The 23,198-nt window shown below is 63.3% G+C and carries 22 protein-coding genes; 12 read left to right on the forward strand and 10 right to left on the reverse strand.

The features are described 5' to 3' along the window. The first annotated feature begins 2 nt into the window (after positions 1 to 2). From OXH74_RS20480 to OXH74_RS20505, 6 genes are all read left to right on the forward strand, one after another. Positions 3 to 314: a YciI family protein gene (locus tag OXH74_RS20480; protein WP_375738590.1), complete on the forward strand. Its 312-nt coding sequence runs from the start codon at positions 3 to 5 to the stop codon at positions 312 to 314. After that, the gene (locus OXH74_RS20485) at positions 311 to 679 is read left to right on the forward strand and encodes a Rieske (2Fe-2S) protein (protein WP_375738591.1); all 369 of its coding nucleotides are present in this window, start codon (positions 311 to 313) and stop codon (positions 677 to 679) included. The genes OXH74_RS20480 and OXH74_RS20485 overlap by 4 nt, the downstream gene beginning before the upstream one ends. A 189-nt stretch (positions 680 to 868) precedes the next feature. Then, a complete protein-coding gene (locus OXH74_RS20490) occupies positions 869 to 1,753 on the forward strand; it encodes a LysR family transcriptional regulator (RefSeq protein WP_375738592.1) in 885 nt (294 codons plus the stop codon). Positions 1,754 to 1,815: 62 nt separating this feature from the next. Further along, positions 1,816 to 2,472 carry a YceH family protein gene (locus OXH74_RS20495; protein ID WP_375738593.1) on the forward strand — a complete coding sequence of 219 codons (657 nt, stop codon included), beginning with the start codon at positions 1,816 to 1,818 and terminating at the stop codon, positions 2,470 to 2,472. A gap of 106 nt (positions 2,473 to 2,578) precedes the next feature. Next, the gene (locus OXH74_RS20500) at positions 2,579 to 3,709 is read left to right on the forward strand and encodes a M14-type cytosolic carboxypeptidase (protein ID WP_375738594.1); all 1,131 of its coding nucleotides are present in this window, start codon (positions 2,579 to 2,581) and stop codon (positions 3,707 to 3,709) included. Positions 3,710 to 3,819: 110 nt separating this feature from the next. Beyond that, positions 3,820 to 4,581, forward strand: a complete 762-nt coding sequence (locus OXH74_RS20505) for a class I SAM-dependent methyltransferase (protein ID WP_375738595.1) — start codon at positions 3,820 to 3,822, stop codon at positions 4,579 to 4,581. A 127-nt stretch (positions 4,582 to 4,708) separates the two neighbouring features. On the opposite strand, the gene OXH74_RS20510 is transcribed toward OXH74_RS20505, so the two are convergent. Next, entirely contained in the window at positions 4,709 to 5,626 is a 918-nt protein-coding gene (locus tag OXH74_RS20510; RefSeq protein WP_375738596.1) for a LysR family transcriptional regulator, read from the reverse strand. Between the two features lie 162 nt (positions 5,627 to 5,788). Here OXH74_RS20510 and OXH74_RS20515 point away from each other — a divergent pair, with 162 nt between their 5' ends. The 4 genes from OXH74_RS20515 (at position 5,789) to OXH74_RS20530 (ending at position 10,818) form a co-directional block, all read left to right on the forward strand. Further along, on the forward strand, positions 5,789 to 6,811 hold the full coding sequence (locus OXH74_RS20515) for a zinc-dependent alcohol dehydrogenase family protein (protein ID WP_215381616.1): 1,023 nt from the start codon (positions 5,789 to 5,791) through the stop codon (positions 6,809 to 6,811). 250 nt (positions 6,812 to 7,061) lie between these two features. Next, complete coding sequence (locus tag OXH74_RS20520) at positions 7,062 to 7,991, forward strand: AraC family transcriptional regulator N-terminal domain-containing protein (RefSeq protein WP_375738597.1); 930 nt, start codon at positions 7,062 to 7,064, stop codon at positions 7,989 to 7,991. Between the two features lie 119 nt (positions 7,992 to 8,110). Then, positions 8,111 to 8,569, forward strand: coding sequence for a (2Fe-2S)-binding protein (locus OXH74_RS20525; RefSeq protein ID WP_375738598.1), 459 nt, complete (start codon positions 8,111 to 8,113; stop codon positions 8,567 to 8,569). An 11-nt stretch (positions 8,570 to 8,580) separates the two neighbouring features. Continuing rightward, positions 8,581 to 10,818, forward strand: a complete 2,238-nt coding sequence (locus OXH74_RS20530) for a molybdopterin cofactor-binding domain-containing protein (RefSeq protein WP_375738599.1) — start codon at positions 8,581 to 8,583, stop codon at positions 10,816 to 10,818. A 17-nt stretch (positions 10,819 to 10,835) separates the two neighbouring features. Here the strand turns inward: OXH74_RS20530 and ptrC are convergent, their stop codons facing one another. Both ptrC and OXH74_RS20540 read right to left on the reverse strand, forming a co-directional pair. Beyond that, positions 10,836 to 11,027 carry a type III secretion system co-regulatory protein PtrC gene (gene ptrC / locus OXH74_RS20535; protein ID WP_215381607.1) on the reverse strand — a complete coding sequence of 64 codons (192 nt, stop codon included), beginning with the start codon at positions 11,025 to 11,027 and terminating at the stop codon, positions 10,836 to 10,838. A 234-nt stretch (positions 11,028 to 11,261) separates the two neighbouring features. After that, on the reverse strand, positions 11,262 to 11,492 hold the full coding sequence (locus OXH74_RS20540; protein ID WP_375738600.1) for a DUF2789 domain-containing protein: 231 nt from the start codon (positions 11,490 to 11,492) through the stop codon (positions 11,262 to 11,264). Between the two features lie 262 nt (positions 11,493 to 11,754). On the opposite strand from OXH74_RS20540, the gene OXH74_RS20545 reads away from it, so the two are divergent. After that, complete coding sequence (locus OXH74_RS20545; RefSeq protein ID WP_215381603.1) at positions 11,755 to 12,051, forward strand: hypothetical protein; 297 nt, start codon at positions 11,755 to 11,757, stop codon at positions 12,049 to 12,051. Between the two features lie 61 nt (positions 12,052 to 12,112). On the opposite strand, the gene OXH74_RS20550 is transcribed toward OXH74_RS20545, so the two are convergent. Further along, a complete protein-coding gene (locus tag OXH74_RS20550) occupies positions 12,113 to 12,298 on the reverse strand; it encodes a hypothetical protein (protein WP_375738601.1) in 186 nt (61 codons plus the stop codon). Between the two features lie 201 nt (positions 12,299 to 12,499). On the opposite strand from OXH74_RS20550, the gene OXH74_RS20555 reads away from it, so the two are divergent. Then, a complete protein-coding gene (locus OXH74_RS20555) occupies positions 12,500 to 13,804 on the forward strand; it encodes an MFS transporter (protein ID WP_375738602.1) in 1,305 nt (434 codons plus the stop codon). Positions 13,805 to 13,824: 20 nt separating this feature from the next. On the opposite strand, the gene OXH74_RS20560 is transcribed toward OXH74_RS20555, so the two are convergent. The 6 genes from OXH74_RS20560 to gcvP form a co-directional block, all read right to left on the reverse strand. Continuing rightward, positions 13,825 to 14,472: an SCO family protein gene (locus OXH74_RS20560; RefSeq protein WP_375738603.1), complete on the reverse strand. Its 648-nt coding sequence runs from the start codon at positions 14,470 to 14,472 to the stop codon at positions 13,825 to 13,827. A gap of 36 nt (positions 14,473 to 14,508) precedes the next feature. Further along, positions 14,509 to 16,311, reverse strand: coding sequence for a multicopper oxidase family protein (locus OXH74_RS20565; RefSeq protein ID WP_375738604.1), 1,803 nt, complete (start codon positions 16,309 to 16,311; stop codon positions 14,509 to 14,511). A 393-nt stretch (positions 16,312 to 16,704) separates the two neighbouring features. Beyond that, positions 16,705 to 17,259, reverse strand: a complete 555-nt coding sequence (locus OXH74_RS20570) for a hypothetical protein (RefSeq protein ID WP_375738605.1) — start codon at positions 17,257 to 17,259, stop codon at positions 16,705 to 16,707. A gap of 244 nt (positions 17,260 to 17,503) precedes the next feature. Then, on the reverse strand, positions 17,504 to 18,625 hold the full coding sequence (gene gcvT, locus OXH74_RS20575; protein ID WP_375738606.1) for a glycine cleavage system aminomethyltransferase GcvT: 1,122 nt from the start codon (positions 18,623 to 18,625) through the stop codon (positions 17,504 to 17,506). Between the two features lie 131 nt (positions 18,626 to 18,756). Further along, positions 18,757 to 20,133 carry an L-serine ammonia-lyase gene (locus tag OXH74_RS20580; RefSeq protein ID WP_375738607.1) on the reverse strand — a complete coding sequence of 459 codons (1,377 nt, stop codon included), beginning with the start codon at positions 20,131 to 20,133 and terminating at the stop codon, positions 18,757 to 18,759. Positions 20,134 to 20,325: 192 nt separating this feature from the next. After that, positions 20,326 to 23,196: an aminomethyl-transferring glycine dehydrogenase gene (gene gcvP, locus OXH74_RS20585; RefSeq protein WP_375738608.1), complete on the reverse strand. Its 2,871-nt coding sequence runs from the start codon at positions 23,194 to 23,196 to the stop codon at positions 20,326 to 20,328. Positions 23,197 to 23,198: the final 2 nt, after the last annotated feature.

The raw sequence follows: 23,198 nt of genomic DNA on the forward strand, positions 1-23,198 counted from the left end.
CCATGGGCCAATATTTCGCAATCTTCGCCACCGACAAACCCGGTCTGCAGGCATTGCGCAGCGAGGTGCGTCCGGCGCACCGCGAGCACCTGCGAAATCCCTATCCGCATCGGGTGGTGGTTCGCCTGGGCGGCCCCACCCTCGACAGCGGCAACGGGCATATGAACGGTACCCTGCTGGTGGTCGAGGCCATGAGCCTTGGCGATGTGCAGGCTTTTCTCAGCGATGATCCCTACATGCAGGCCGGGCTGTTCGATCAGGTAGAGATCCGGCCCTGGCACTGGGGCCTGGGCAACCCGGAGCTGCGCGGATGACGGACCTTTGCGCAATCGGAGACATCGCTGAGGGCGGCGCCCTGGCCCTGGACGCTCGGCTGGGCGGTCATTCGGTGTGCCTGGTGCTGGTCCGCCGGGGCCAGGCGGTGTGGGGCTATCGTAACCGCTGCCCGCACTTCTCCGTCGGCCTGGACTACCGCCCCGGTGAGTTCTGCACCTACCGTGGCCAGGTACTGATGTGCGCTCATCACAGCGCAATGTTCCGCTTCGAGGACGGGCACTGCATCGAAGGCCCCTGCGAAGGCAGCCGGCTGGATGCCGTGGCGGTGAAGGTGGTGGAGGGGAGGGTGGTGCTAGGGGCTGATGCTGGGCAGGCTGCTTGTGGCGGCGATTTCAATCGCTAAGTAGGCCGAGGGAGTGTGCTGGGAGTCCGATTGGGGTAGCTCTGCTGCCCTTGGCGAATGAATTCGCCCCTACAGGTGCTTGGCCCACCCACGAAGCTCTACTTGGGGCTGCCCTTAACAAAAAAATGCCAATGCCCAAACCCGCTAAACGTGTGATAACGGCTCATCGCTATTCACAGGCAGCACGCCATGAACCTGTTCGAAGACATGCGGGTGTTCGTGGTTGTCGTGGAGGCCGGCGGCTTCTCCGCGGCGGCGCAACGCCTGAACATCGCCAAATCAGTGGTCAGCCGCCGTATGAGCGCGCTGGAGAAACATCTGGAATGCCGCCTGTTCAACCGCACCACCCGGCGCCTGAGCCTGACCGAAACCGGCATCGACTACTTCGAACGCACCCAGCGAATCCTTCGTGACCTGGCCGAGGCCGAGGAGGCCACCCGAAGTCTGCAGACCGAGCTGCGTGGCCGCCTGCGCCTGGCCGCGCCGATGTCCTTCGGTCTCAAGTACCTGTCTCCGGCGCTCAACGACTTCATGGCCGCGCACCCAGGGCTGGACGTGGAACTGGACCTCAACGACCGCTACGTCGACCTGGTCAACGAAGGCTACGACATCACCCTGCGCATCGGTCGCCTCAGCGATTCGACCCTTGTCGCCCGTGAACTGGCACCGTGCCCCCACGCAGTCTGCGCCAGCCCGGCTTACCTGGATACCCATGGCCGGCCGCAAGTGCCGGACGACCTGCGCAAGCACACCTGCCTTGGCTACAAGAACCGCGCCAACAGCAGCCAGTGGCAATTTCTCATGGGCCGCGAGTGGCGTTCAGTGCCGGTGCGCCCGCGGCTGCTGGCGAATAACGGCGAGGCATTGGTGCAAGCCGCGGTGAATGGACTTGGACTGGTATCCCTGCCGCGCTTCCTGCTGGAGGAAAGCCTGGCCAGTGGCAAGTTGGAGGAAGTGTTGCGGGATTTTCCGCTTCCCAGTTCGCAAATCTATGCTGTATGTCCCCCCGGAAGGCCCTTGCCGACCAAGGTTCGGGCGTTCATCGACTTCCTCGTGAAGCGCTTTTCCCAATAGCTGCTGCCGACTGGCGCCAGTCACGTTAGGCTAGTGGCACTTTTCAGCAGACGGATACCGCAATGTCCACCGAGATTCATGCACTGTTCGCCGAAGAACCCCTCACCGCCACAGAGGCCCGGCTACTCGGCAGCCTGATCGAGAAGCAAGCCACCACGCCCGAGGCCTATCCGCTGACCCTCAACGCCCTGGTGCTGGCCAGCAACCAGAAGACCAGCCGTGAGCCCGTGATGAACCTGAACCCCGGCCAGGCTGGTCAGGGAATGCGCAGCCTGGAGGCCCGTGGGCTGGCAAGGCTCGTCATGGGTAGCCGCGCCGACCGCTGGGAACAGCGCGCGGACAAGACGCTGGAGCTTGTGCAGCCGCAGCTGATTTTGATCGGTTTGCTGCTCCTGCGTGGCCCGCAAACCCTCAGCGAGCTGCTTACCCGTAGCAATCGCATGGCCGACTTTGACGATACCGAGCACGTCCGCCATCAGCTCGAGCGCCTGATCGGCCGCGGCCTAGCCACGCTGCTGCCGCGCCAGAGTGGCCAGCGTGAGGATCGCTATATGCACCTGATGGGTGATCCGGCTGACCTCGAAGCGCTGCTGGAGGCCCGTGCCAGCATGCCCGAGCGTGCCGAGTCCCGCGCCGCCGCGGATGCCCGGATCGACGAACTGGAAGCCCGCGTCGCCGAGCTGGAAGCGCGCCTGGCCCGCCTCGAACAGGCGGATTGACCACCGTGGGGTGCTGGCTGTCCGTCCATGTCGCCCCGACGATTTCCACCCCGTGCCCGACCTGCGATCCTGTGGGGCACCGTGAAGCATTCGCCATGAGGTACCCATGAAGATCAGTTCGGACTTCGACAGCGGCAACATCGAAGTGATAGATGCCAGCAACCCGCACCAGGTGCTGCTTGCCATGCGCCCGGACCTGAAGAGCCACCACTTCCAGTGGTTCCATTTCAAGGTCGAGGGACTCAAGCAGGGCGAACGTTATGGCTTCAGCCTGACCAACGCTCCGCAGTCCGCGTACAGCCATGCCTGGACCGGTTATAACGCTGCCGCCTCCTATGACCAGGTCAACTGGTTCCGCGTGCCGAGCAGCTTCGACGAGAAGGGGCTGCACTTCAGTCTGGAACCGACCCACGAGCAGATCTGGTTCGCCTATTTCGAGCCCTACAGCCGCGCTCGCCACGACTGGCTGGTCAGCGAGGCCTTGGACAAGGCCGGCGCCGAGGTGGTTGCCGTCGGCAAGAGCATCGAAGGACGTGAGATTCCGCTGCTGTGCATCAGCCGTAATCCCAACGCCAAGCGCAAGGTCTGGATCATCGCCCAGCAGCATCCTGGCGAGCACATGGCCGAGTGGTACATGGAAGGTGTGATCGAACGCCTACAGAAAGGCGATGACACCGAACTCGATGCCCTGTTGCAGAAGGCCGACCTTTACCTGGTTCCGAACATGAACCCGGACGGCGCCTTCCGTGGCCATCTGCGCACCAACGCCGCCGGCAAGGACCTCAACCGCGCCTGGCAGTCGGCCAACGACACTGAAACGCCTGAGGTTTTCTTTGTCCAGCAGCAAATGCGCAAGATCGGCGTCGACCTCTTCCTCGACATCCACGGCGACGAGGAAATCCCCCATGTGTTCACTGCCGGCTGCGAGGGAAACCCCGGCTACAGCCCACGCCTGGAGTTCCTGGAAAGCGAGTTCCGTCAGCGGCTGGTAGCTGTGGGTGCCGAGTTCCAGACCCAGTTCGGCTATCCACGCGACGAACCGGGCCAGGCCAACACCACCTTGGCCTGCAACGCCGTCGGGATGGCTTTTGACTGCCTGTCGTTCACCATCGAAATGCCCTTCAAGGATCATGACGACAATCCCCACCCGCATACGGGCTGGAACGGCGCTCGTTCCAAGCGCCTTGGCAAGGATGTGCTGTCGGTCATTGCCGCGATGGTGGATCGGTTGCGTTAAGTCCGCGTCCTGGCCTCTCTCCCGGCCAATCTCCCTGAAGTGGAGGGGGGCCGGAAGATAAGGTTGCTTGCGCCGCTCCTCAGGCCCCGAACCCGATGAGGCCCCTCATCATGTCCAACACCTGCGAACTCTTTTCCCGTCAGTCCGACGCCTACCGCGCCAACCGCCCGACCTACGACCCCGCACTATTCGCCTGGCTCAGCCAACAGGCGCCGGACCGTACTCTGGCCTGGGACTGCGGCTGCGGCTCTGGCCAGGCTACTGTCGACCTGGCGCGACATTTCGAGCGGGTGGTGGGAACCGATGTGAATGCCCAGCAGTTGGCGAAAGCCGAGGCGGCGGCGAACATCGAGTACCGCTGCGAGCCAGCCGAAGCGACGTCGCTGACGAATGCCAGCGTTTCGCTGACCGTGGTCGCCCAAGCGCTGCATTGGTTCGATCTCGATCGGTTCTACGCAGAAGTGCGGCGTGTATCCCAGCCTGGCGGCCAGTTGGCGGTGATTTCCTACAATCTGCTGCAGATCACGCCGGAGCTGGATGTGCTGGTCAATCGTCTCTACTACGACATCCTCGGGCCTTACTGGGCGGAGGAGCGCAAGCACGTCGAACAGGGCTATCGGACCTTGCCATTCCCCTTCGAACGCATCGAGGTGCCGGTCTCCACGTTGAACGCCCGCTGGGACCTGGCTCGGTTACTCGGTTACCTGGAAAGCTGGTCCGCCCTGGCGACTTACCAGGCCACCCATGGCCGCAATCCCCTGGACTCACTACGAGCACAGTTCGAAGCTGCCTGGGGTAAGCCGGGTGCCTTGCGCGAGGTGAGCTGGCCGCTGACGGTCAATCTCGGGCGGGTGCCGAGCCCACGGTCCTAGACCGCGATGGAGAGTGCGCCGCGCGCACCAGATTCGGCATAGGTAACTCATGGTGCACCCGGCGCAGCTGAGTGGGCGAATTCATTCGCGAAGGGCAGCCACTGCGACCCCCCACTGCAGAGTGGGCCTATCCCAGGCTATCCGGATCACCGCAGTACATCTGAATGCGCGAGCGCAGCCAGCGTTCGGCCGGGTCGTTATCCTGAGCGCCGCGCCAGGCCATGGAGAGTTCGAACGCCCGCGTGGGCAGCGGTGGATCTTCAGCGCGCAGGCCGCCTGCGGAAGTCAGGGCTGCGGCGGTGTAGTCGGGTACCATCGCCACCAGGTCGGTGCCGGCGAGCAGCGTGCCAAGGCCGTTGAATTGGGGAACGGCCAGCACGACCCTGCGTTGCCGGCCCACCTTCGCTAATTCTTCGTCGACGAAACCTGCCAGGTCGCCGGCAAAGGACACCAGTGCATGGGGGCGTTCGCAATAATCGTCCAGTGACAGGGCGCCCGGAACCGCGTCTGCCCGTAGCAGCTTGGGCTTGGAACGCCGCAAAGTCTTGCGCTTGGCGTTCGCGGGAAGCTCCTCGGTATAGCTGACACCAACGGAAATCTCGCCTGAGGCCAGCAGGTTGGGCATCAGCAGATAGTTGGTGCGGCGCACTACCAGCACCACGCCGGGCGCTTCGGCTCGCAGGCGGCGGAGTAGGGCGGGAAGCAAGGCGAACTCGACATCGTCCGAGAAGCCAACGCGGAACACTGCGGTGCTGGTGGCGGGGTCGAAATCTGCGGCGCGGCTGATGGCGGTGGAGATGGAGTCCAGCGCTGGCGTGAGCAGGGAGTAAATCTCGATCGCTCGCGCCGAAGGTTCCATGCTCCGGCCGGTACGGACGAATAGCGGGTCGTCGAACAATGTGCGCAGGCGGGCGAGCGCGGCGCTGATCGCTGGCTGGCCGAGGAAAAGCTTCTCGGCGGCGCGCGTAACGCTGCGCTCGTGCATGAGCGTCTCGAATACGATCAAAAGGTTGAGGTCAACCTTTCGCAGGTCGTTCCGGTTCATGGAATCATCCGTAATTAATGTGTGAAAGGTGAAGGCCCTGCGCGCTGACGTCAAGGTTCGCATCATCCGCGTTCATGACAACTATTGATGGGCACGGGTGGTTTTGTGTTCTAAGCCCGGATAAAGTCCGGGGCTATAAAGAGCCAAAAGGCGAGGTATGTGATGTCCCGCATGATCCGTTTCCATCAATTCGGTGGCCCCGAAGTGCTCAAACTGGAAGAGCTGCCGAGCCCTGTTCCGGGCCCGGGTGAAGTTCTGGTACGCACTCAGGCCCTGGGTGTGGGCTGGAAGGACGTGCTCTGGCGGCAGAACCTGGCGGCTGAGCAGCCGACCCAACTTCCATCTGGCTTGGGCTTCGAGCTGGCGGGTGTGGTCGAGGCCGTCGGTCCCGGTGTCGATGACCTTGTTCCTGGCACGCCCGTGGCCAGCTTTCCTGCCAGTACGCCGAACCGTCATCCGGCCTGGGGTGACCTCGTGGTGATGCCGCGCAATGGCCTGGTTGCTTATCCCGATACCCTGACGCCCATCGAAGCTTCTGTGCATTACACGCCGCTGCTGATGGCCTATTTCGCCCTGGTGGACCTGGGTGGGCTCAAGGCTGGCCAGCATGTGCTGATCACCGAGGCTGGGCACTGCCTGGCGCCACAGACCGTGCAACTGGCCAAGGCACTGGGTGCAAAGGTCATTGCCTCGACCAGTCATCCGGAGAGCCGTGCGTTCCTTCGCGAACTGGGTGCCGACAAGATCATCGTGACCGAGGAGCAGGATCTGGTCCTCGAAATCGAGCGCATCACCGAAGGCAAGGGCGTCGAAATCGTGCTCGACCAGTGCGCCGGCCAGCAGCTGAAACTGCTGGGTGATGTTGCCGCTACGCGTGGCAAACTCATTCTCTACGGTGTCAACGGCGGCAATGACGCCGCGTTCCCAGCCTGCGCCGCATTCAAGAAGCACCTGCAGTTCCATCGGCATTGCGTGCTGGACTTCACCGGTTCGCCTGAAATGGGCATCGAGCCCAACGAAGCGCTGGTCAAGCGCGCCCTGGAGCACATCAACCAGCTGACTCGCGACCAACTGTTGAAGCCGCCGATTGATCGCGTGTTTGCCTTCGAAGACTTCGCCGATGCCAACCGATACATGGAGACTTGCCCTCCGGGTGGTCGCGTGGTGATGCAGGTCGCCGACTAATCCAGCGGGCCGTAGGGTGGTTGCGAAGTGCAGTGAAGCCCAAGACAGGATCGGTTCCCTTGTTGGGTTTTGCCTTTGACCCAGCGCCAGCCTACGGTTTCAGATATCGGGCAGTTTGCCGCGCGAGGCGGCAGAGAGGATAGCCGGATTCTGCTGGATTCTTGCCTGATCCTCCTAGGCCGCTGCCCAGCGCGAGACGCGAGGGCAGGGCTTGGATAAAGTTGGCCCATCGTTGCCCGGGGTCGAGACCATGAATCCACAAGCCTCCCTTGCGCCAATACAGAGCCTGGCGGCCGCGCCACAGCAGCATGAGCTGGTGCGTTTGATTGATCGATTCACTGGACAGGACGGCATCCGTCCCACGGCTATCCACGGCTTGACACTGTACCGCGCATCGCTCCCAAGCGAGCCTCTTCATTGCCTGTACGAGCCCGCTGTCGGTCTGGTGGTGCAGGGGCGCAAGCAAGTGCTGCTGGGCGAGGAGCGCTATCTGTACGGCCCGTCGCAGTACCTGGTGGTGTCGCTTGACCTGCCGGTGATCGGCCAGGTCATCGAGGCCAGCACCGAGGTTCCCTTTCTCAGCTTGCGGCTGGACCTGGACCCGGCGGAAATCGGCAGTCTGCTGATGGACCTGGATATCCCAGCGCCAGACGTCCAGGGCTGTCCGCGCGGCATGGCCGTGAGCGGTCTGGGCGCTCCCTTGCAGGATGCTGTACTGCGGATGCTGCGTCTGCTGGACAACCCTGAAGATATTCCTGCACTGCTGCCGCTCATTCGCCGGGAAATCCTCTACCGCCTGCTACGCGGCGAGCAGTGTGCACAGTTGCGCCAGATCGCCAGCAGTGGCACGCAGGGGCACCGCGTCAGTCGGGCGGTCAACTGGCTCCGGCAGAACTTCCACCAGCCCCTGCAGATCGAACGTCTGGCCAGCGAGGTGAACATGAGCACGTCGTCGCTCCACCATCATTTCAAGGCTTTGACGGCCATGAGCCCGCTGCAATTCCAGAAACAACTGCGCCTGCAGGAGGCACGCCGGTTGATGCTGGTGGAGGCCCTGGATGCCGCCAGCGCCGGTAGCCGCGTGGGATACGAGAGCCCGTCGCAGTTCAGCCGCGAATACAGCCGGGTGTTCGGCGCGCCGCCGATGCGCGATATCGCACGATTGCGCCAGAGCGCCTGAAACGCGCCGCCGGCTGCGCCAATCGGCGGCGAAGATCCGACTAGCTTGGAAAAAACCGTGCCGAGCCGGGTTCCTCCGGCCGGTGAACTGTAGCCATCCCGACAGAGGTTGGACGCCTGATGATTACCCTTAACCTGAATGGCAAGGACCACGAACTCGACATTCCAGCGGATATGCCCCTGCTGTGGGCGCTGCGTGATGTCGCAGAACTCACCGGTACCAAGTACGGCTGCGGCATGGCGCTGTGTGGCGCCTGCACGGTGCACGTGGAAGGCCAGCCAACGCGGGCCTGCATCACCCCGGTATCGGCCGTGGTGGGCAAAAAAGTCACCACCATCGAAGGCGTTGGCCAGGACCCGGTGGGTACGGCGGTCCAGGCGGCCTGGCGCAAGCTCGATGTGGTGCAGTGCGGTTACTGCCAGTCCGGGCAGATCATGTCTGCCACGGCCTTGCTCAAGGCGAACCGTGCACCGAGCGATGCTGACATCGACGCGGCCATGGGCGGCAACATCTGCCGCTGTGCCACCTATGTGCGGATTCGTGCCGCCATTCATGAAGCCGCCAGCACGCTGGCTTAAGGAGAATCGTCATGGGCAAGTTCGAGCGTGAATCAGTGGCGGACAATGGAATTCTCAATGTCAGCCGGCGTACTTTCCTGCAGGGCAGTGGTGGGCTGGCCCTGGGGGTGTTCTTCGCGCCGCTGATGCGTGGTGGGGAAGCACTGGCCGCGCCGGAGGGCTTTGTGCCAAATGCTTTCGTGCGCATCGGCAATGATGGCCGCGTCACCGTCCTCGCCAAGCACCTGGAGATGGGGCAGGGCAGTTATACCGGACTGGCAACCTTGCTGGCCGAAGAGCTGGATGCCGATTGGGCACAGGTGCGGGTGGAAGGCGCGCCTGCTGATGCGGCGCTCTACAAGAATCTGGCTTTCGGCACCATGCAAGGGACTGGCGGCAGTTCCGCCATGGCCAACTCTTTCGAGCAGATGCGCAAGGCAGGTGCCAGTGCCCGCGCGATGCTGGTCGCGGCTGCCGCCAAAGAGTGGCAGGTGCCGGTCGATAGCATCGAGGTCAGTCAGGGCGTGGTCAGCCATCCGGGCTCTGGCCGCAAGGCCGGGTTTGGTGAGCTGGCCGATGGCGCGGCCAAACAACCCATCCCGACCGATGTGAAACTGAAGGACCCAAAGGACTTCAAGCTGATCGGCAGGGCCCAGCTCAGTCGCAAGGACAGTGTGGACAAAACCGACGGCAGCGCCATCTTCACCCAGGACATCAAGCTGCCTGGCATGCTGGTGGCCGTAGTTGCCTACCCGCCGCGCTTCGGTGGCGTGCCAAAGGCCGTGGATGCCGCCAAGGCCAAGGCAGTGCCGGGTGTCGTGGAAGTGGTCCAATTCACCGACACACCGCATGGGCGTGCCGGAGTGGCGGTGCTGGCGAAAAATACCTGGGCCGCGCGCCAAGGGCGCGATGCGTTAGTGGTGGAGTGGGACGAGAGCAAGACGTTCCGCTTGGGCAGCGAGGAGATCCTGGTCCGCTATCGTGAGGCTCTGAGCAAGGAGGGGTTGCTTGCAGCGAAGCGCGGAGATGCCAACGCCGCTCTTGCAAAGCCAGCCAAGGTGATCGAAGCCGATTTCGAGTTCCCCTACCTGGCGCACGCGGCGATGGAGCCGATGAATTGCCTGGTCAAGGTTTCCGATGGCCAATGCGAAGTCTGGAATGGTGAGCAATTGCAAACCGCAGACCAACTGAGCATCGCCAAGTACCTGGGCATCCCGGTGGAGAAGGTCAGCCTGACCCAGCTGTATGCCGGCGGTAGCTTCGGTCGCCGCGCCAGCCCGCAGTCGGACTACCTGCTAGAGGCCGTTGCGATCACCAGGGCGGCGCGGGCCAAGGGCCACGACGCGCCGGTGAAACTGGTATGGACCCGCGAGGACGATACCCGCGCCGGTTATTACCGGCCGGTCTACGTGCATCGTGCGCGACTGGCACTGGATGAGCAGGGCATGCTCCAGGCCTGGCACCATCGCCTGGTGGGCCAGTCCATCGGCAAAGGCACGGTGTTCGAGGGGGGGCTGGTCAAGGACGGTGTCGACCATACCTCGGTGGAGGGACTGTCGAACCTTTCCTATGAGGTACCCAACCTTCAGGTGGAGCTGCACACGCCCGAGGATATCGGTGTGCCCATTCAGTGGTGGCGCTCCGTCGGGCATACGCACACCGCCTATGCGGCCGAGGTGCTGATCGACACGGCGGCATCGGAGGCCGGGAAAGACCCATACGAGTACCGCCACGCGTTGCTGGCGAAGCACCCGCGCCACCGTGCGACCCTGGAGCTGGCCGCGCAGAAGGCAAGCTGGAATACGCCGCTGGCGCCTGGCACTGCCGGGGAGAAGCGCGGTCGAGGCATCGCCGTGCATGAGTCTTTCGGGTCGTTCGTGGCCCAGGTCGCGGAAGTGACGGTCAAATCTGACGGCAGCTACAAGGTGGATCGCGTGGTGTGCGCTGTGGATTGCGGCCTGGCGATCAACCCTGATGTGATCAAGGCGCAGATGGAAGGTGGTATCGGCTTTGGCTTGGCAGCGGCGCTGCACGGTGCCATCACGCTGAAGGATGGCGTGGTCCAGCAGTCGAACTTCCACGACTTCCAGGTACTCAGGATCAACGAAATGCCGGCGGTGGAGGTGCACATCGTGCCATCAGCCGAGGCGCCCACGGGCGTGGGTGAGCCGGGTGTTCCGCCCATTGCACCAGCCGTGGCCAACGCCTTGCACGCGGCGGTCGGTCAGAGGCTTCATACGCTCCCGTTCCCCCGGCAACTCAAGGTGTGAGGGGCTCTGCGGTGAGATCAGCTGGCCTCGCCGCAGATCAGCTCCCGCAGGGCCTTGCGTTCGGCGATTGGCGTAGGCGCCTGGCGAACTGCCAGGCTGCCGTCCTCCAGGCTTACCGCCACTTCGGTCTCGAAGCGCAGGCGCAAGTCGTCCACGGTCACGTGGGTGACCTGGTACAGCTGTTCAGCAAGCTTCTGGTCGGCGGACATGTCGGTTGCCTCGAACCTGTTGGCCGAATGGCCGATGGCGCTAGATTGCCGGCAGGGAGTCGAGGAGGAAATTGATTCGGCCTGATGGTGGCCATCACTGGAATCGATTGCGCCCTGGTGCAGCGGTTGTGGGGCTTCTCTGTGCTAGCGGAGCGCCGCTGGCCCACCCTACAGACCGCAGCCCGGACTTCAGTCCGGGGCTGCCGCCGGTGGGCCTGGAGGAGGTGGCGGGATCTACTTGGATAGCAGCATCGCCAGCTCGTCGACCTCTTCTGCCCAGTCCGAATCCTCCTGCAAGGCCTCGCGCAGGAAGGTGGCCTGGGCAGGGGTCCAGAAGGGGGCATCGGCTACGGCCAGGCCTGCGGTGAGACGATGGCTGGCAATGAACTCCTCGATCTCGGCCTTGCTGGAGGCCAATCCAAGCTGTTGGAAAAGGGTGCCGAGGTTGTGCTGGCTGGTGTCCATGACGAAGCTCCGTTGGCGGAAAACGTAGGGGAGACGTCAAAGGACTATAGACCTTGGACGATCCGGCGACGGCAGCTTGCTGAAGGTCGTGGATGCGATCCAAATCACGAAAGTCGTGAGGAAAGTACGGAACTGGGAAAGACCCAATTGTTCAAATGGGGCTATCTGCAGCTGACTGGCGGGACATTGGGCGGTCAGCCTGTCAGTGTCCCCCTGGTCCGGCAGTTCCCGCTGGGTTGCCCCTGGTACACGGAGTCACTTCATGAAAATCAGCACGAAACTCACTCTGGCCGCTCTACTGGCTCTGCCTTTGACAGGTTGCCTGCAGCAGGGATCGGAAGTCGATCAGGCAATGCTTTGCACCTACACCACCGATGCTGAGGCGAAGCTGTGCAAGGCCGGCCAAATGTCCTGGTTCAAGGCAGCACGAGCGGGCAATCCACAATTGCCGCTTAGCGTGGCAGCGGCCTACTGCGACTTCAACCATCCGGTGATGTACAACGAGGCTGGCGTGATCTGCGTCTTTACCGACAAGCGCCTGAACCTGGTCAAGCAGTAAAAGCGGGGTATATCCGCAGCGCCTGGACACGCCCGGCGCTGCGAAGGGCTGGCGCGGTGAGTCAGCGCTTGCCCATCGAGCGGCGGGTGCCACGTGGCGCGGGGCCGGGACGTTGTCCGCGATCGTGGGACTTGAAGCCCTGGTACCAAGGGGCGCTCTGTTTCTTGGCGGCGGGTGCGGGCGCGGTGGATTCGCCTTCGGCCTCGGTCGCCGGGTTCTGCGGAATGAGTTGGTCTTCGGTGGTCATGCTGTGCTTGCCGTGAATCGCCGGCCCGGGTTTGGGCCAAGGGCGCGCATAATACCGCAGAACGCCACGGACCCCTAGATTGCACCTGCGCCTGTCATCGGTAGTGACTAGTATCCAGTTGCCGGTCGTCCTGATGGGGCTGGAAAGCCGGGGCTGCAGGCCCCGAACTGATTTGACCAGGGGCTTTGGGGGAGGGGACAGGTGCCGATCTTCGATAAAAATGCGCTCAACGAGGGCGTTCCGCGTCGTGAGGTGTTGGCGTGGGCGACCTACGATTTCGCCAATTCCGGATACACCACCGTCGTCCTGACTGCAGTGTTCAACGCTTACTTCGTGGGGGTTGTGGCTCGCGACCTGAGCTTTCCGACCTTGCTCTGGACCCTGGCGGTCGGGTTCTCCAGCATTCTGGTGTTTTTCCTGCTCCCTGTGCTGGGGTCATATGCCGACGTGCACGCCCGCAAGAAGGAAGTGCTGGCCGTGGTCACCTGCGGGTGCGTCCTGGCCACGGCTGCGCTCGCCTTGGCCGGCCCGGGAGATGTTGCCGTCGCGATGGCTGCGGTGATCGTCTCGAACCTGTTGTTCCAGGCGGGTGTGGCGCTCAACAGTGCCTTCCTGCCCGAGCTGGCCAAATCGAGCGCGTTGGGCAAGGTTTCCGGCTGGGGCTGGAGTTTTGGCTACCTGGGAGGGCTGTTCTCCCTGGGCTTGTGCCTGGGCTATGTGACCTCCGCCCAAGGGCGGGGCGAGCCGGCCGAGGCCTACGTACCCATTACCATGCTGATCGTGGCCCTGGTCTACGGACTGGCCGCCATTCCCATGTTCATCTGGCTCAAGGAACGCGCCCGGCCGCAATCGGGCATCGCGGCGACCGGGGCGCTGGGTCAGTCGATTCGGCGAATGTGGGAGACCTTGCGCAACATTCATCGCTTTCGGGACTTCGGCTGGCTGCTGGCATGCGGCTTGTGCTACCAGGCGGGCATTGCGGTGGTGATCGCCCTTGCGGCCATCTATGCCCAGGAAGTGATGAACTTCACGGTGACCCAGACGATGCTGCTGATTCTTCTGGTCAACGTCACCTCTTCCATCGGTGCTTTCGCCTTCGGCTATGCACAGGATCGGCTTGGTCATCGCCGGGCCCTGGCTTTCACCCTGGTCGGATGGGTGTTGATGGTTTCGATCGCCGCACTGTCCACAGCGGTTGCGGCATTCTGGATAGCGGCCAACATCGCTGGGTTGTGCATGGGCGCGAGCCAGTCGGCGGGGCGTGCACTGGTCGGTTATCTCGCCCCGGAAACGCGGCGGGCCGAGTTCTACGGGCTGTGGAACTCCGCCGTTGGGGTGTCGGCGATCATCGGGCCGCCCACATACGGGCTGGTGACCTGGGTGACGAACAACGACCACCGCCTGGCTATCCTGATTTGCGGCCTCTACTTCGTGCTCGGTCTGGCTCTGCTCGGCAAGGTTGATGTCGAGCGTGGTCGAGTCGCCAGTTTGCCTGCCCAGGCGTAAACCTGGGCAGGCAAGTTTGCTCAGGCGTTGGCGTCCTTCGGTGGATTTGGCCAGGCGGCGTGGTCCACGCGCAGGTCGACGTGGTTGATGGCGGACATGATATGGTCAGGCTCCGTGAGGGCCGGTGCCATGGTCCAGCGGTCGATGGGTTCGTTGCCGATGCGCACCATGCCGGTGTGGGTGAATTGATTGCGGTCCACTTCCGGTTCGACGTCGTAGAAGCCGAGGCTGTAGCGTAGCGCCCGGATATCTTCCGGCGTTCCGGTGAGGAACTGCCAGCCGGGCCCGATGCGGAACTTGTCGATGTATTCCTTCAGGTGCCGGGGCTGGTCCAGCTCCGGCTGCAGGGTGATCGAGTACATGAAGACGTCCCGCCCCAGGCGGTCGCCCAGCAGCTGCTGGACCCTGCGCAGGTTGGCGGTGGCGGTGGGGCAGGTGTTTCCGCAGCTCGTGTACATCATGTTGAGCACGACCACTTTGCCGCGGATCAGGTCATCATAAAAGCTCACCTTCTTCCCTTCATGGGTGAACACCGGGACATTCGGGAACTTGTCGCCGAGGGTGCGCTGGCGGCTTTCACGCTCGTTGGTTCTGCCGTACGCGCCCAAGGCCAAAAGACCCAGTGCGCCAACTCCCAGGCCGCCGAGCAGGTTTCTACGAGTGTTCATCTCAATCTCTCCGGCCCCGGCTGCCCGGGGCATGGCTCAGGCCTGTACGACGTCGAAGCGCAGCATCATCGCGTGGTCTTCATGGATCAGGTTGTGGCAGTGCATGACGTATTTGCCGACGTAATCACGGAAGCGGATGAGGATCCGAACGGTTTCATTCTCATGAATGACATAGACATCCTTGCGGCCTTGCTCGTAGGCCGGAATGGGAAGTTGTTGGCCATTGCGGACTCGCGAGAGGATTCGGCCTTCCTCAAGGTGAATATGGATGGGGTGGGACCAGCCATCATTGATGTTGACCAACTCCCAGACCTCGAAGCCCCCCTTGGGTATGCTGAAGCGCGGCCCAGTAACATTGACGAACTGTCCATTGATGGCCCACATGTTGTTGGACCGATCGAAGATGAATCGTCGAACCGGGGCTGCGGCGACTTGGGCTGCGGTGTAGGTTGGCAGGGGCCGCAAGTTGGCTGGCACCATGCTCAGGTCCTGGCTGGTAGGCCAGCGATCGACCACGATCTTCAGCACCCGCACGCCAGTGTCGCGGATGTCTTTGGGCCCGCGCGTCTCTTCCTGGCGCATCCGGTTGACCAGATACAGCGTGGTACCCACCAGGTACTTGGAGAAGTCGACCACGATATCGGCACGCTCTGCCACACCGAGGGTCACGATGTTCTGATTCAACAGTGGCTTGGGTAGCAGGTTGCCGTCGTTGGCGATGTAGGTGAATGTTTGTTTGACGTTGCTCCCGTTGACCAGGGAAAAGGCGTAGAAACGGCTCGGCCCGGCATTGAGGAAACGGAAGCGATAACGGCGCCTGGCAACTTTGAGCACGGGTTCGATCATGCCATTGACCATCACCTTGTCGCCGAGCACGCCTTCAGGGTTGACCTGGTCGTAGTATAGTTTTCCAGCGGCATCGAAACGGCGGTCGGCAAACGCTAGCGGGTAGTCGTACGGATGGCTGGGCAACCGAAGGGCGCCGGGTGTAGGGTCGGCCTCATCGCCCGAGTCCAGATGGTCGTATAGCAGGTAGAAGCCTACCAGGCCGCGGTAGAGGTTGGGTGATGTGAAGTCCAGGGTGTGGTCGTGATAGAAGAGTGTTCCTAGAGCCTCGCGATAGTCGCCGATGTTGTCCTGCAGGTCTTCGAAGCCGGCACAAACGTTGGGGTAGAAGTGGTCCTTGAACTTGCCTTTGGTGGTCAGCGTTGGGCCAGCCTTGTTCGGGCTGTAGTAGTCACCCGGGAAACCATCGCTTTCGGAACCGCAATGCAGGTTGTGCAGGTGCGTCGATATCTCGGGAGTGCCGAAGCCGACATGATTTTGCGGCAGGTCGTTGTAGATGCGGCAAAGCACTGGCTTGCCATAATGCCCCATGACCGTCGCGCTGAACTCTTTGTCGGGCGTGTTGCTTCCTCGATAGACCCAAACAGGCTGGGGAGGATAGGCCGGATTGAAGACCCAATTGGGGCGTTCCACGGCACGCAGTTCGTAGTACTCCGCGTACGGAAAGAATTTGTTCCAGTATTGATGGGGCGCCCGCCCGGCTTCGCCGCCGGCGGTGTTGGCCGTTTGCGTTGGCGCCGGCGTCAGGGTCGTGGTGCCGGCCAGTGGCACGATGGCCTTTGGCAGCTCCATGACCCAGGGAATAGTGGCTGGGCTCGGGGGTAGCAGCGGGGCCGTGCTTTCATCATCATCGTCACCCGCGAAACTGGTGCTGGCAGAAATGATCGCTGGCGCGGCAATCGTTGCGGCGGAAACCTTGAGGAATGAGCGCCGCGCATCGTCTGTCTGCTTATCGTTATTGTCGTCAATCGGTCCAGCAGTCTTGCCTTTCATGGATGTGCTCCACCTCCCCGAAAGCCAATCAGCATGAGCAGCTCACCCTGCATGCCGTGCTCCAGGGCTTTTCCTCCCCACCGCTCACACATTTGACGGGCCGCTAAAAGACCAGCAAACGGCCAACACGCCAATAATTCGACTAAAGACCGTCAAGTTAGGGCGTGCAATTGGTGAAATGACAATTATTCGTCGATTTCTCTTCTCGGCGGGGCACGGCACTAGGGATGGCGACAAGTGTAACGAGATATGTCTCGAAGACGTGCGGCGGCGATTGGGCGGCAGGCGGTAGGGGGCTCTGGAGCGGGAGTGAGCCGCCCGGGAGATGGGGTCCCGGACGCACTCGGAAGGCCCGTCAGGATAACGGATATACCCTGCTGGCCCTTGCTACTTTCACTTGCTGTACTTGGAGCGGAAGAGGGCGATCTGCTTCTCCGGCTTCGGCTCTTCCTTGGCCAGGACGTAGACCACGCGCTCGCCGTTCGGACCGCCGCCGATATCGACATAGCTGAAGGTTGGTTCACCGATCTTGTACATGTCCATCATGTCGCCGTAGCGGCTGAACACATAGATGATGCCTTCCTCGTCGCGCAGCTCGCCGTAGAAAGGTTGTGCCGGCGGCAGGCTGACGTCGAGGAAGCGCTTGACGGACAGCGTGTTCACATCCTTGCCCTGGTCGCCGGACTTGGGCACCAGAACGATGTCACGGCCAAACCCATCCTGCTTGCCAGTGCTCACTTTTGCCACTGCCTCGCCGCTATTGGCAAAGTCACGGTAGGCGGCGTAGTCGTCGAACAGGAACAGTTCCTTCTCGGAGCGAATCTGGTACCAGTCTTCGTTGTCCAGCGATGCGGCTTTGGCTGGCGCGGGAGCCTGGTTGCTGCAGGCGCTCAGTGCGGCTGCGAGCAGGGCTGTGGCGATCGGTTTGATCAGGGTCTTCTTGTTCATTGCAGGTCCTCCCCAGGAATGTGGAGCAGAGAATCTGCCTGCGGCGAGTGACTGATTGATGACGGGATTGTGTCGTGATGATTAAAGAGGTGGGGGCTTTTGATTCAGTGGGTTAGGGAGAGTTTTTGAAGTTGTGTGTCTCATTTAGAACGGCACACCCCCCCGAGTAAAGAAAAGGGCAAAGGCTCTCGCCTTCACCCTTGTAAAGGCCCTGCGCGTGGCAGGGCAGTCGAGGGGTTCTTGATTAGCCGCGGTAGTAACGCTGCGCCACGAAGGGTGTCTTGGCGACTTTCATGGGGATGCGCTTGCCGCGCACCATGGCCCAGACTTCGGTGTCAAGCGCCGCATGGGCGGTTTGCACGTAACCCATGGCCACCGGCGCGCCCAGGCTGGGGCCGAAGCCGCCACTGCTGACGCGCCCGATGACGGTACCGGCGGCGTCGACGATTTCCGCGCCTTCACGAACCGGCACGCGCTCCAGGGGGAGCAGGCCGACACGCTTGCTGGCGACGCCTTCGCGTTGTTGTTCGAAGATTTTTCCGGCGCCAGGGAAGTTGCCGGCACGCAGGCCGTCGATGCGGCGCGCCTTGGAGATGGCCCAGCTCAGGCTGGCTTCGATCGGCGTGGTGGCGGTGCTCATGTCATGGCCATAGAGGCACAGGCCGGCTTCCAGGCGCAGCGAGTCACGGGCGCCGAGGCCGATGGCCTGGACTTCCGGCTCCGCCAGCAAGGTGCGAGCCAGGGCTTCGGCCTGCTCGACCGGCACGGAAATCTCGTAGCCGTCTTCACCGGTGTAGCCGGAGCGGCTGACATAGCAGTCGACCCCTTGCAGGCGCACGCTGGCGAACTGCATGAAGGTCATGGCCTTCACCTCCGGCGCCAGGCGGCCCAGCACTTCGGCGGCCTTCGGCCCCTGCAGCGCCAGCAGCGCGCGGGTTTCGAACAAGGATTCGATCTGGCACTGCTCGCCGATGAACTGGCGCAGGTGGTCCAAATCCTGTTCCTTGCAGGCGGCGTTGACGACCAGGACCAGGTGATCGCCCGCATTGGCCACCATCAGGTCGTCGAGGATGCCGCCGTGCTCGTCGGTGAACATGGCATAGCGCTGCATACCCGCTGGCAGGTCGATGATGTCGACCGGTACCAGGCTTTCCAGGGCCCGGGCGGCATGCTCGCCACGCAGGATGATCTGGCCCATGTGCGAGACGTCGAACAGACCGGCCTGTTCGCGGGTGTGCAGGTGCTCCTTGAGCACGCCGAGCGGGTACTGCACCGGCATGTCGTAGCCGGCGAAAGGCACCATGCGCGCGCCGAGTTCGAGGTGCAGGGCGTGCAGCGGGGTTTTGGCGAGGATTTCAGTGGTCATGCATAAGCTCCGAACTGGTTGTTCCCTTCCCCCCTGGGAGAAGGTGGCCCTTGGGCCGGATAAGGGATGCCGGGAGCGAGACTGGGCTGGCCTTCACTCCCGGCCCCTCTCCCAATGAGAGAGGGGAGGTATCAGCATTCGATGATGTTCACGGCGAGGCCGCCGCGGGCGGTTTCCTTGTACTTGCTCTTCATGTCGGCGCCGGTCTGGCGCATGGTGCGGATCACCTTGTCCAGCGAGATGAAGTGCTGGCCATCGCCGCGCAGGGCCATGCGCGCGGCGTTGATCGCCTTCACCGAACCCATGGCATTGCGTTCGATGCAGGGCACCTGCACCAGCCCGCCGACCGGGTCGCAGGTCAGGCCGAGGTTGTGCTCCATGCCGATCTCGGCAGCGTTTTCCACCTGCTGCGGAGTGCCGCCCATGACTTCGCAGAGCGCGCCGGCGGCCATCGAGCAGGCCACGCCAACTTCGCCCTGGCAGCCGACTTCGGCGCCGGAGATCGAGGCGTTTTCCTTGTAGAGGATGCCAATGGCGGCGGCGGTGAGCAGGAAACGCTCGATACCATCGTCATTGGCGCCCGGGATGAAGCGGCTGTAGTAATGCAGCACCGCCGGCACGATACCCGCCGCGCCGTTGGTGGGCGCGGTGACCACGCGGCCGCCAGTGGCGTTTTCCTCGTTCACCGCCAGGGCGTAGAGGTTGACCCAGTCGAGCACGCTGAGGCTGTCGCGCAGGCTGGCTTCCGGGTGCTCGCTGAGCTGCCGGTAGAGCGCGGCAGCGCGGCGCCGGACCTTGAGGCCACCAGGCATGATGCCTTCCTTGCGGCAGCCCGTGGTTACGCAATCCTGCATCACCTGCCAGATCTTCATCAGGCCCGCACTGGTTTCCTCAGGGCTGCGCCAGGCCTTTTCGTTCTCGCGCATCAGGTCGCTGATGGAGAGCCCGGTGTCAGTGCAATGGGCGAGCATGTCCTTGCCGGATTTGAAGGGATAGCGCAGCGGCGTGCGGTCTTCGACGATGCGGTCCATGCCAGCGGCTTCCTCGTCCACCACGAAGCCGCCGCCCACCGAGTAGTACTCGCGGGAGCGGATCTGGATGCCGGCGTCGTCGAAGGCGCGGAAGATCATGCCGTTGGGGTGATAGGGCAAGGGTTTGCGGATCATCGCCAGGTGTTCCTTCTCGACGAAATGGATCGACTTTTCCCCGCCCAGGCACAGGACGCCACTCTCGCGGATGGCCGCCAGTCGAGCGTCGACACTTTCGGTGTCGACGGTATCGGGCTGTTCACCTTCCAGCCCCAGCAGCACGGCCTTGTCGCTGCCGTGACCCTTGCCGGTGGCGCCGAGGGAGCCATAGAGCTCGACTTTCAGGCGCTCGGTGTCAGCCAGCAGATTTTCCCGGCGCAGGCCGTCTATGAAGCGCGCGGCGGCGCGCATCGGGCCCACGGTGTGGGAGCTGGAGGGTCCGATGCCGATCTTGAACAGGTCGAAGACGCTGAGGGACATGTCGTGCTCCTGAGCTCGCGCTCGGCTCATGCTTACTAGTCAGCGTAGACAGCCGGGCGCATCGGGTCCGAAGACCCGACCGCCGAGTGGTAGAAACTCCCTGTAGGAGCGAGGGGGACGCCGAGTTCTTGCTCGCGAATGGCTCCGGCAGAAGCGCTTCGCCAGCAAGCTCGCTCCTACAACGGGCCGCCGTCAGGCGTCCTGATAGGCCTCGATGGACGGGCAGGCACAGACCAGGTTGCGGTCGCCGTAGACGTTGTCGACGCGGCCCACCGGCGGCCAGTACTTGGCCTCCACCAGACTGGCGGTCGGGTAGACGGCCAGCTCGCGGCTGTAGGGGTGGCGCCACTCACCGACCAGCTCCGCTGCCGTGTGCGGGGCGTTCTTCAGCGGATTGTCGTGGGCATCCAGCTGACCTTCCTCCACCGCGCGGATTTCTTCGCGGATGCGGATCATGGCGTCGCAGAAGCGATCCAGCTCTTCCTTCGACTCGCTCTCAGTCGGCTCGATCATCAGCGTGCCGGGTACCGGGAACGACATGGTCGGCGCGTGGAAGCCGAAGTCGATCAGGCGCTTGGCCACGTCGTCGACGCTGATGCCGCTGGTTTCCTTGAGCGGCCGCAGGTCGAGGATGCACTCGTGGGCCACCAGGCCATTGCTGCCGGTGTAGAGCACCGGGTAGTGCTCTTCCAGGCGACGGGCGATGTAGTTGGCGTTGAGGATCGCCAGTTGCGAGGCACGCTTGAGACCTTCGCCGCCCATCATGCGGATGTACATCCAGGTGATCGGCAGGATGCTCGCGCTGCCGAACGGCGCGGCGCTGACGGCGCCTTCCTTGCGCGCCAGGTGGCCCTGGCCGTGGCCGGGGAGGAACGGTGCCAGGTGCGACTTGACGCCGATCGGGCCGACGCCCGGGCCGCCGCCACCGTGGGGGATGCAGAAGGTCTTGTGCAGGTTCAGGTGCGACACGTCGCCGCCGAACTGGCCCGGCGCGCAGAGGCCGACCATGGCGTTCATATTGGCGCCGTCGATGTACACCTGGCCGCCGTTGTCGTGGATGATCGCGCAGATTTCGCGGATGCCTTCCTCGAACACCCCGTGGGTCGACGGGTAAGTGATCATCAGCGCGGCCAGACGGTCCTTGTGCTCTTCGGCCTTGGCCTTGAGGTCGGCGATGTCCACGTTGCCGCGGGCGTCACAGGCGGTCACCACCACGCGCATGCCGGCCATGCTGGCAGTAGCCGGGTTGGTGCCGTGGGCGGAGGCTGGGATCAGGCAGATGTCGCGCTGGTCGTCGCCACGGCTCTGGTGATAAGCGCGGATGGCCAGCAGGCCCGCGTACTCACCCTGGGAGCCGGCATTGGGCTGCAGGGACACCGCGTCATAACCGGTGGCCTTGCAGAGCATGGCTTCCAGCTCGGTGGTCAATTCCTGGTAGCCGGCGCTCTGCTCGGTGGGAGCGAAGGGGTGCAGGGAGCCGAACTCGGCCCAGGTGATCGGGATCATCTCGCTGGCGGCGTTGAGCTTCATGGTGCAGGAACCCAGCGGGATCATGCTGCGGTCCAGCGCCAGATCCTTATCCGCCAGCTTGCGCAAGTAGCGCATCAGCTCGGTTTCCGAGTGGTAACGGTTGAACACCGGATGGCTGAGGATGGCAGACTGGCGCAGCAGGGCAGCCGGCAGGCGGTTGGCAACGCTGGCGGCCAGATCGGCGAAAGCTGGCAGGGCCTGGCCATCGGCGAATACAGCCCAAAGCTGCTCGATATCCGCCTGAGTAGTGGTTTCATCCAGCGACAGGCCAACGCGGTCGGCATCGACTTCACGCAGGTTGATGTGCTGGGTGCGGGCCTTGGCATGCAGGTCGGCGGTCTTGGTGCCGGTGGCCAGGGTCAGGGTGTCGAAGAAGCTGGCCTGCTCGACGGCAACGCCCAGTTGGACCAGGCCCTGCGCCAGGATGGCAGTCAACTGGTGCACGCGCTGGGCAATGCGGGTCAGGCCTTTCGGGCCGTGGTAAACGGCGTACATGCTGGCGATGTTGGCCAGCAGGACCTGGGCGGTGCAGATGTTGCTGGTGGCCTTTTCGCGGCGAATGTGTTGTTCGCGGGTCTGCATGGCCAGGCGCAGGGCCGGCTTGCCGTGACGATCGATGGATACACCGACGAGACGGCCAGGCATATCGCGCTTGAAGGCGTCACGGGTGGCGAAGTAGGCCGCGTGCGGGCCGCCGAAACCCAGCGGCACGCCGAAGCGCTGCGCGCTGCCCAGGGCGACGTCGGCACCGAACTCGCCGGGCGGAGTCAGCAGAGTCAGGGCCAGCAGGTCGGCCGCGACGGCTACCAGGGCATTGGCGGCGTGGAAACGCTCCACCAGCTCGCGATAGTCGAAGATGTCGCCATCAGCCGTCGGATATTGCAGCAGGGCGCCGAAGTAGGTGCTGGCGTCGCTGATCTCGCGCTCGTCGCCTACGACCACTTCGATGCCCAGCGGCTCGGCACGGGTGATCAGGATTTCGAGGGTCTGCGGGTGGCAATGCCTGGAGGCGAAGAAGGCGTTGCTGGCCTTGTTCTTCGACAAGCGCTTGCAGAAGGTCATGGCTTCGGCAGCGGCGGTGCCTTCGTCCAGCAGGGAAGCGTTGGCCACCGGCAGGCCGCTCAGGTCGCTGATCAGCGTCTGGAAGTTCAGCAGGGCTTCCAGGCGGCCCTGGGAGATTTCCGGCTGGTAGGGGGTGTAGGCGGTGTACCAGGCCGGGTTTTCCAGCAGGTTGCGCAGGATCGGCGACGGCGTGTGGCAAGGGTAGTAGCCCTGGCCGATGTAGTTCTTGAACAGCTGGTTCTTCGCGGCGATGGCCTTGATCGCGGCCAGCGCTTCGGCTTCGCTCTGGCCGGCTGGCAGGTCGAGTACGGCAGTGCCCTTGATGCTGTCCGGGATCACGCTGGCGGTCAGCGCTTCGAGGCCCTGGTAGCCGAGCAGCTCGAGCATGGCCTGGATGTCGGTTTCGCGCGGGCCGATGTGGCGGGCGATGAACTCGTTGGTGGTGCCGAGGGCAGGGGTTTCGATGCTCATGG

Source organism: Metapseudomonas boanensis (genome assembly GCF_042232855.1).
Classification (GTDB): Bacteria; Pseudomonadota; Gammaproteobacteria; order Pseudomonadales; family Pseudomonadaceae; genus Metapseudomonas; species Metapseudomonas boanensis.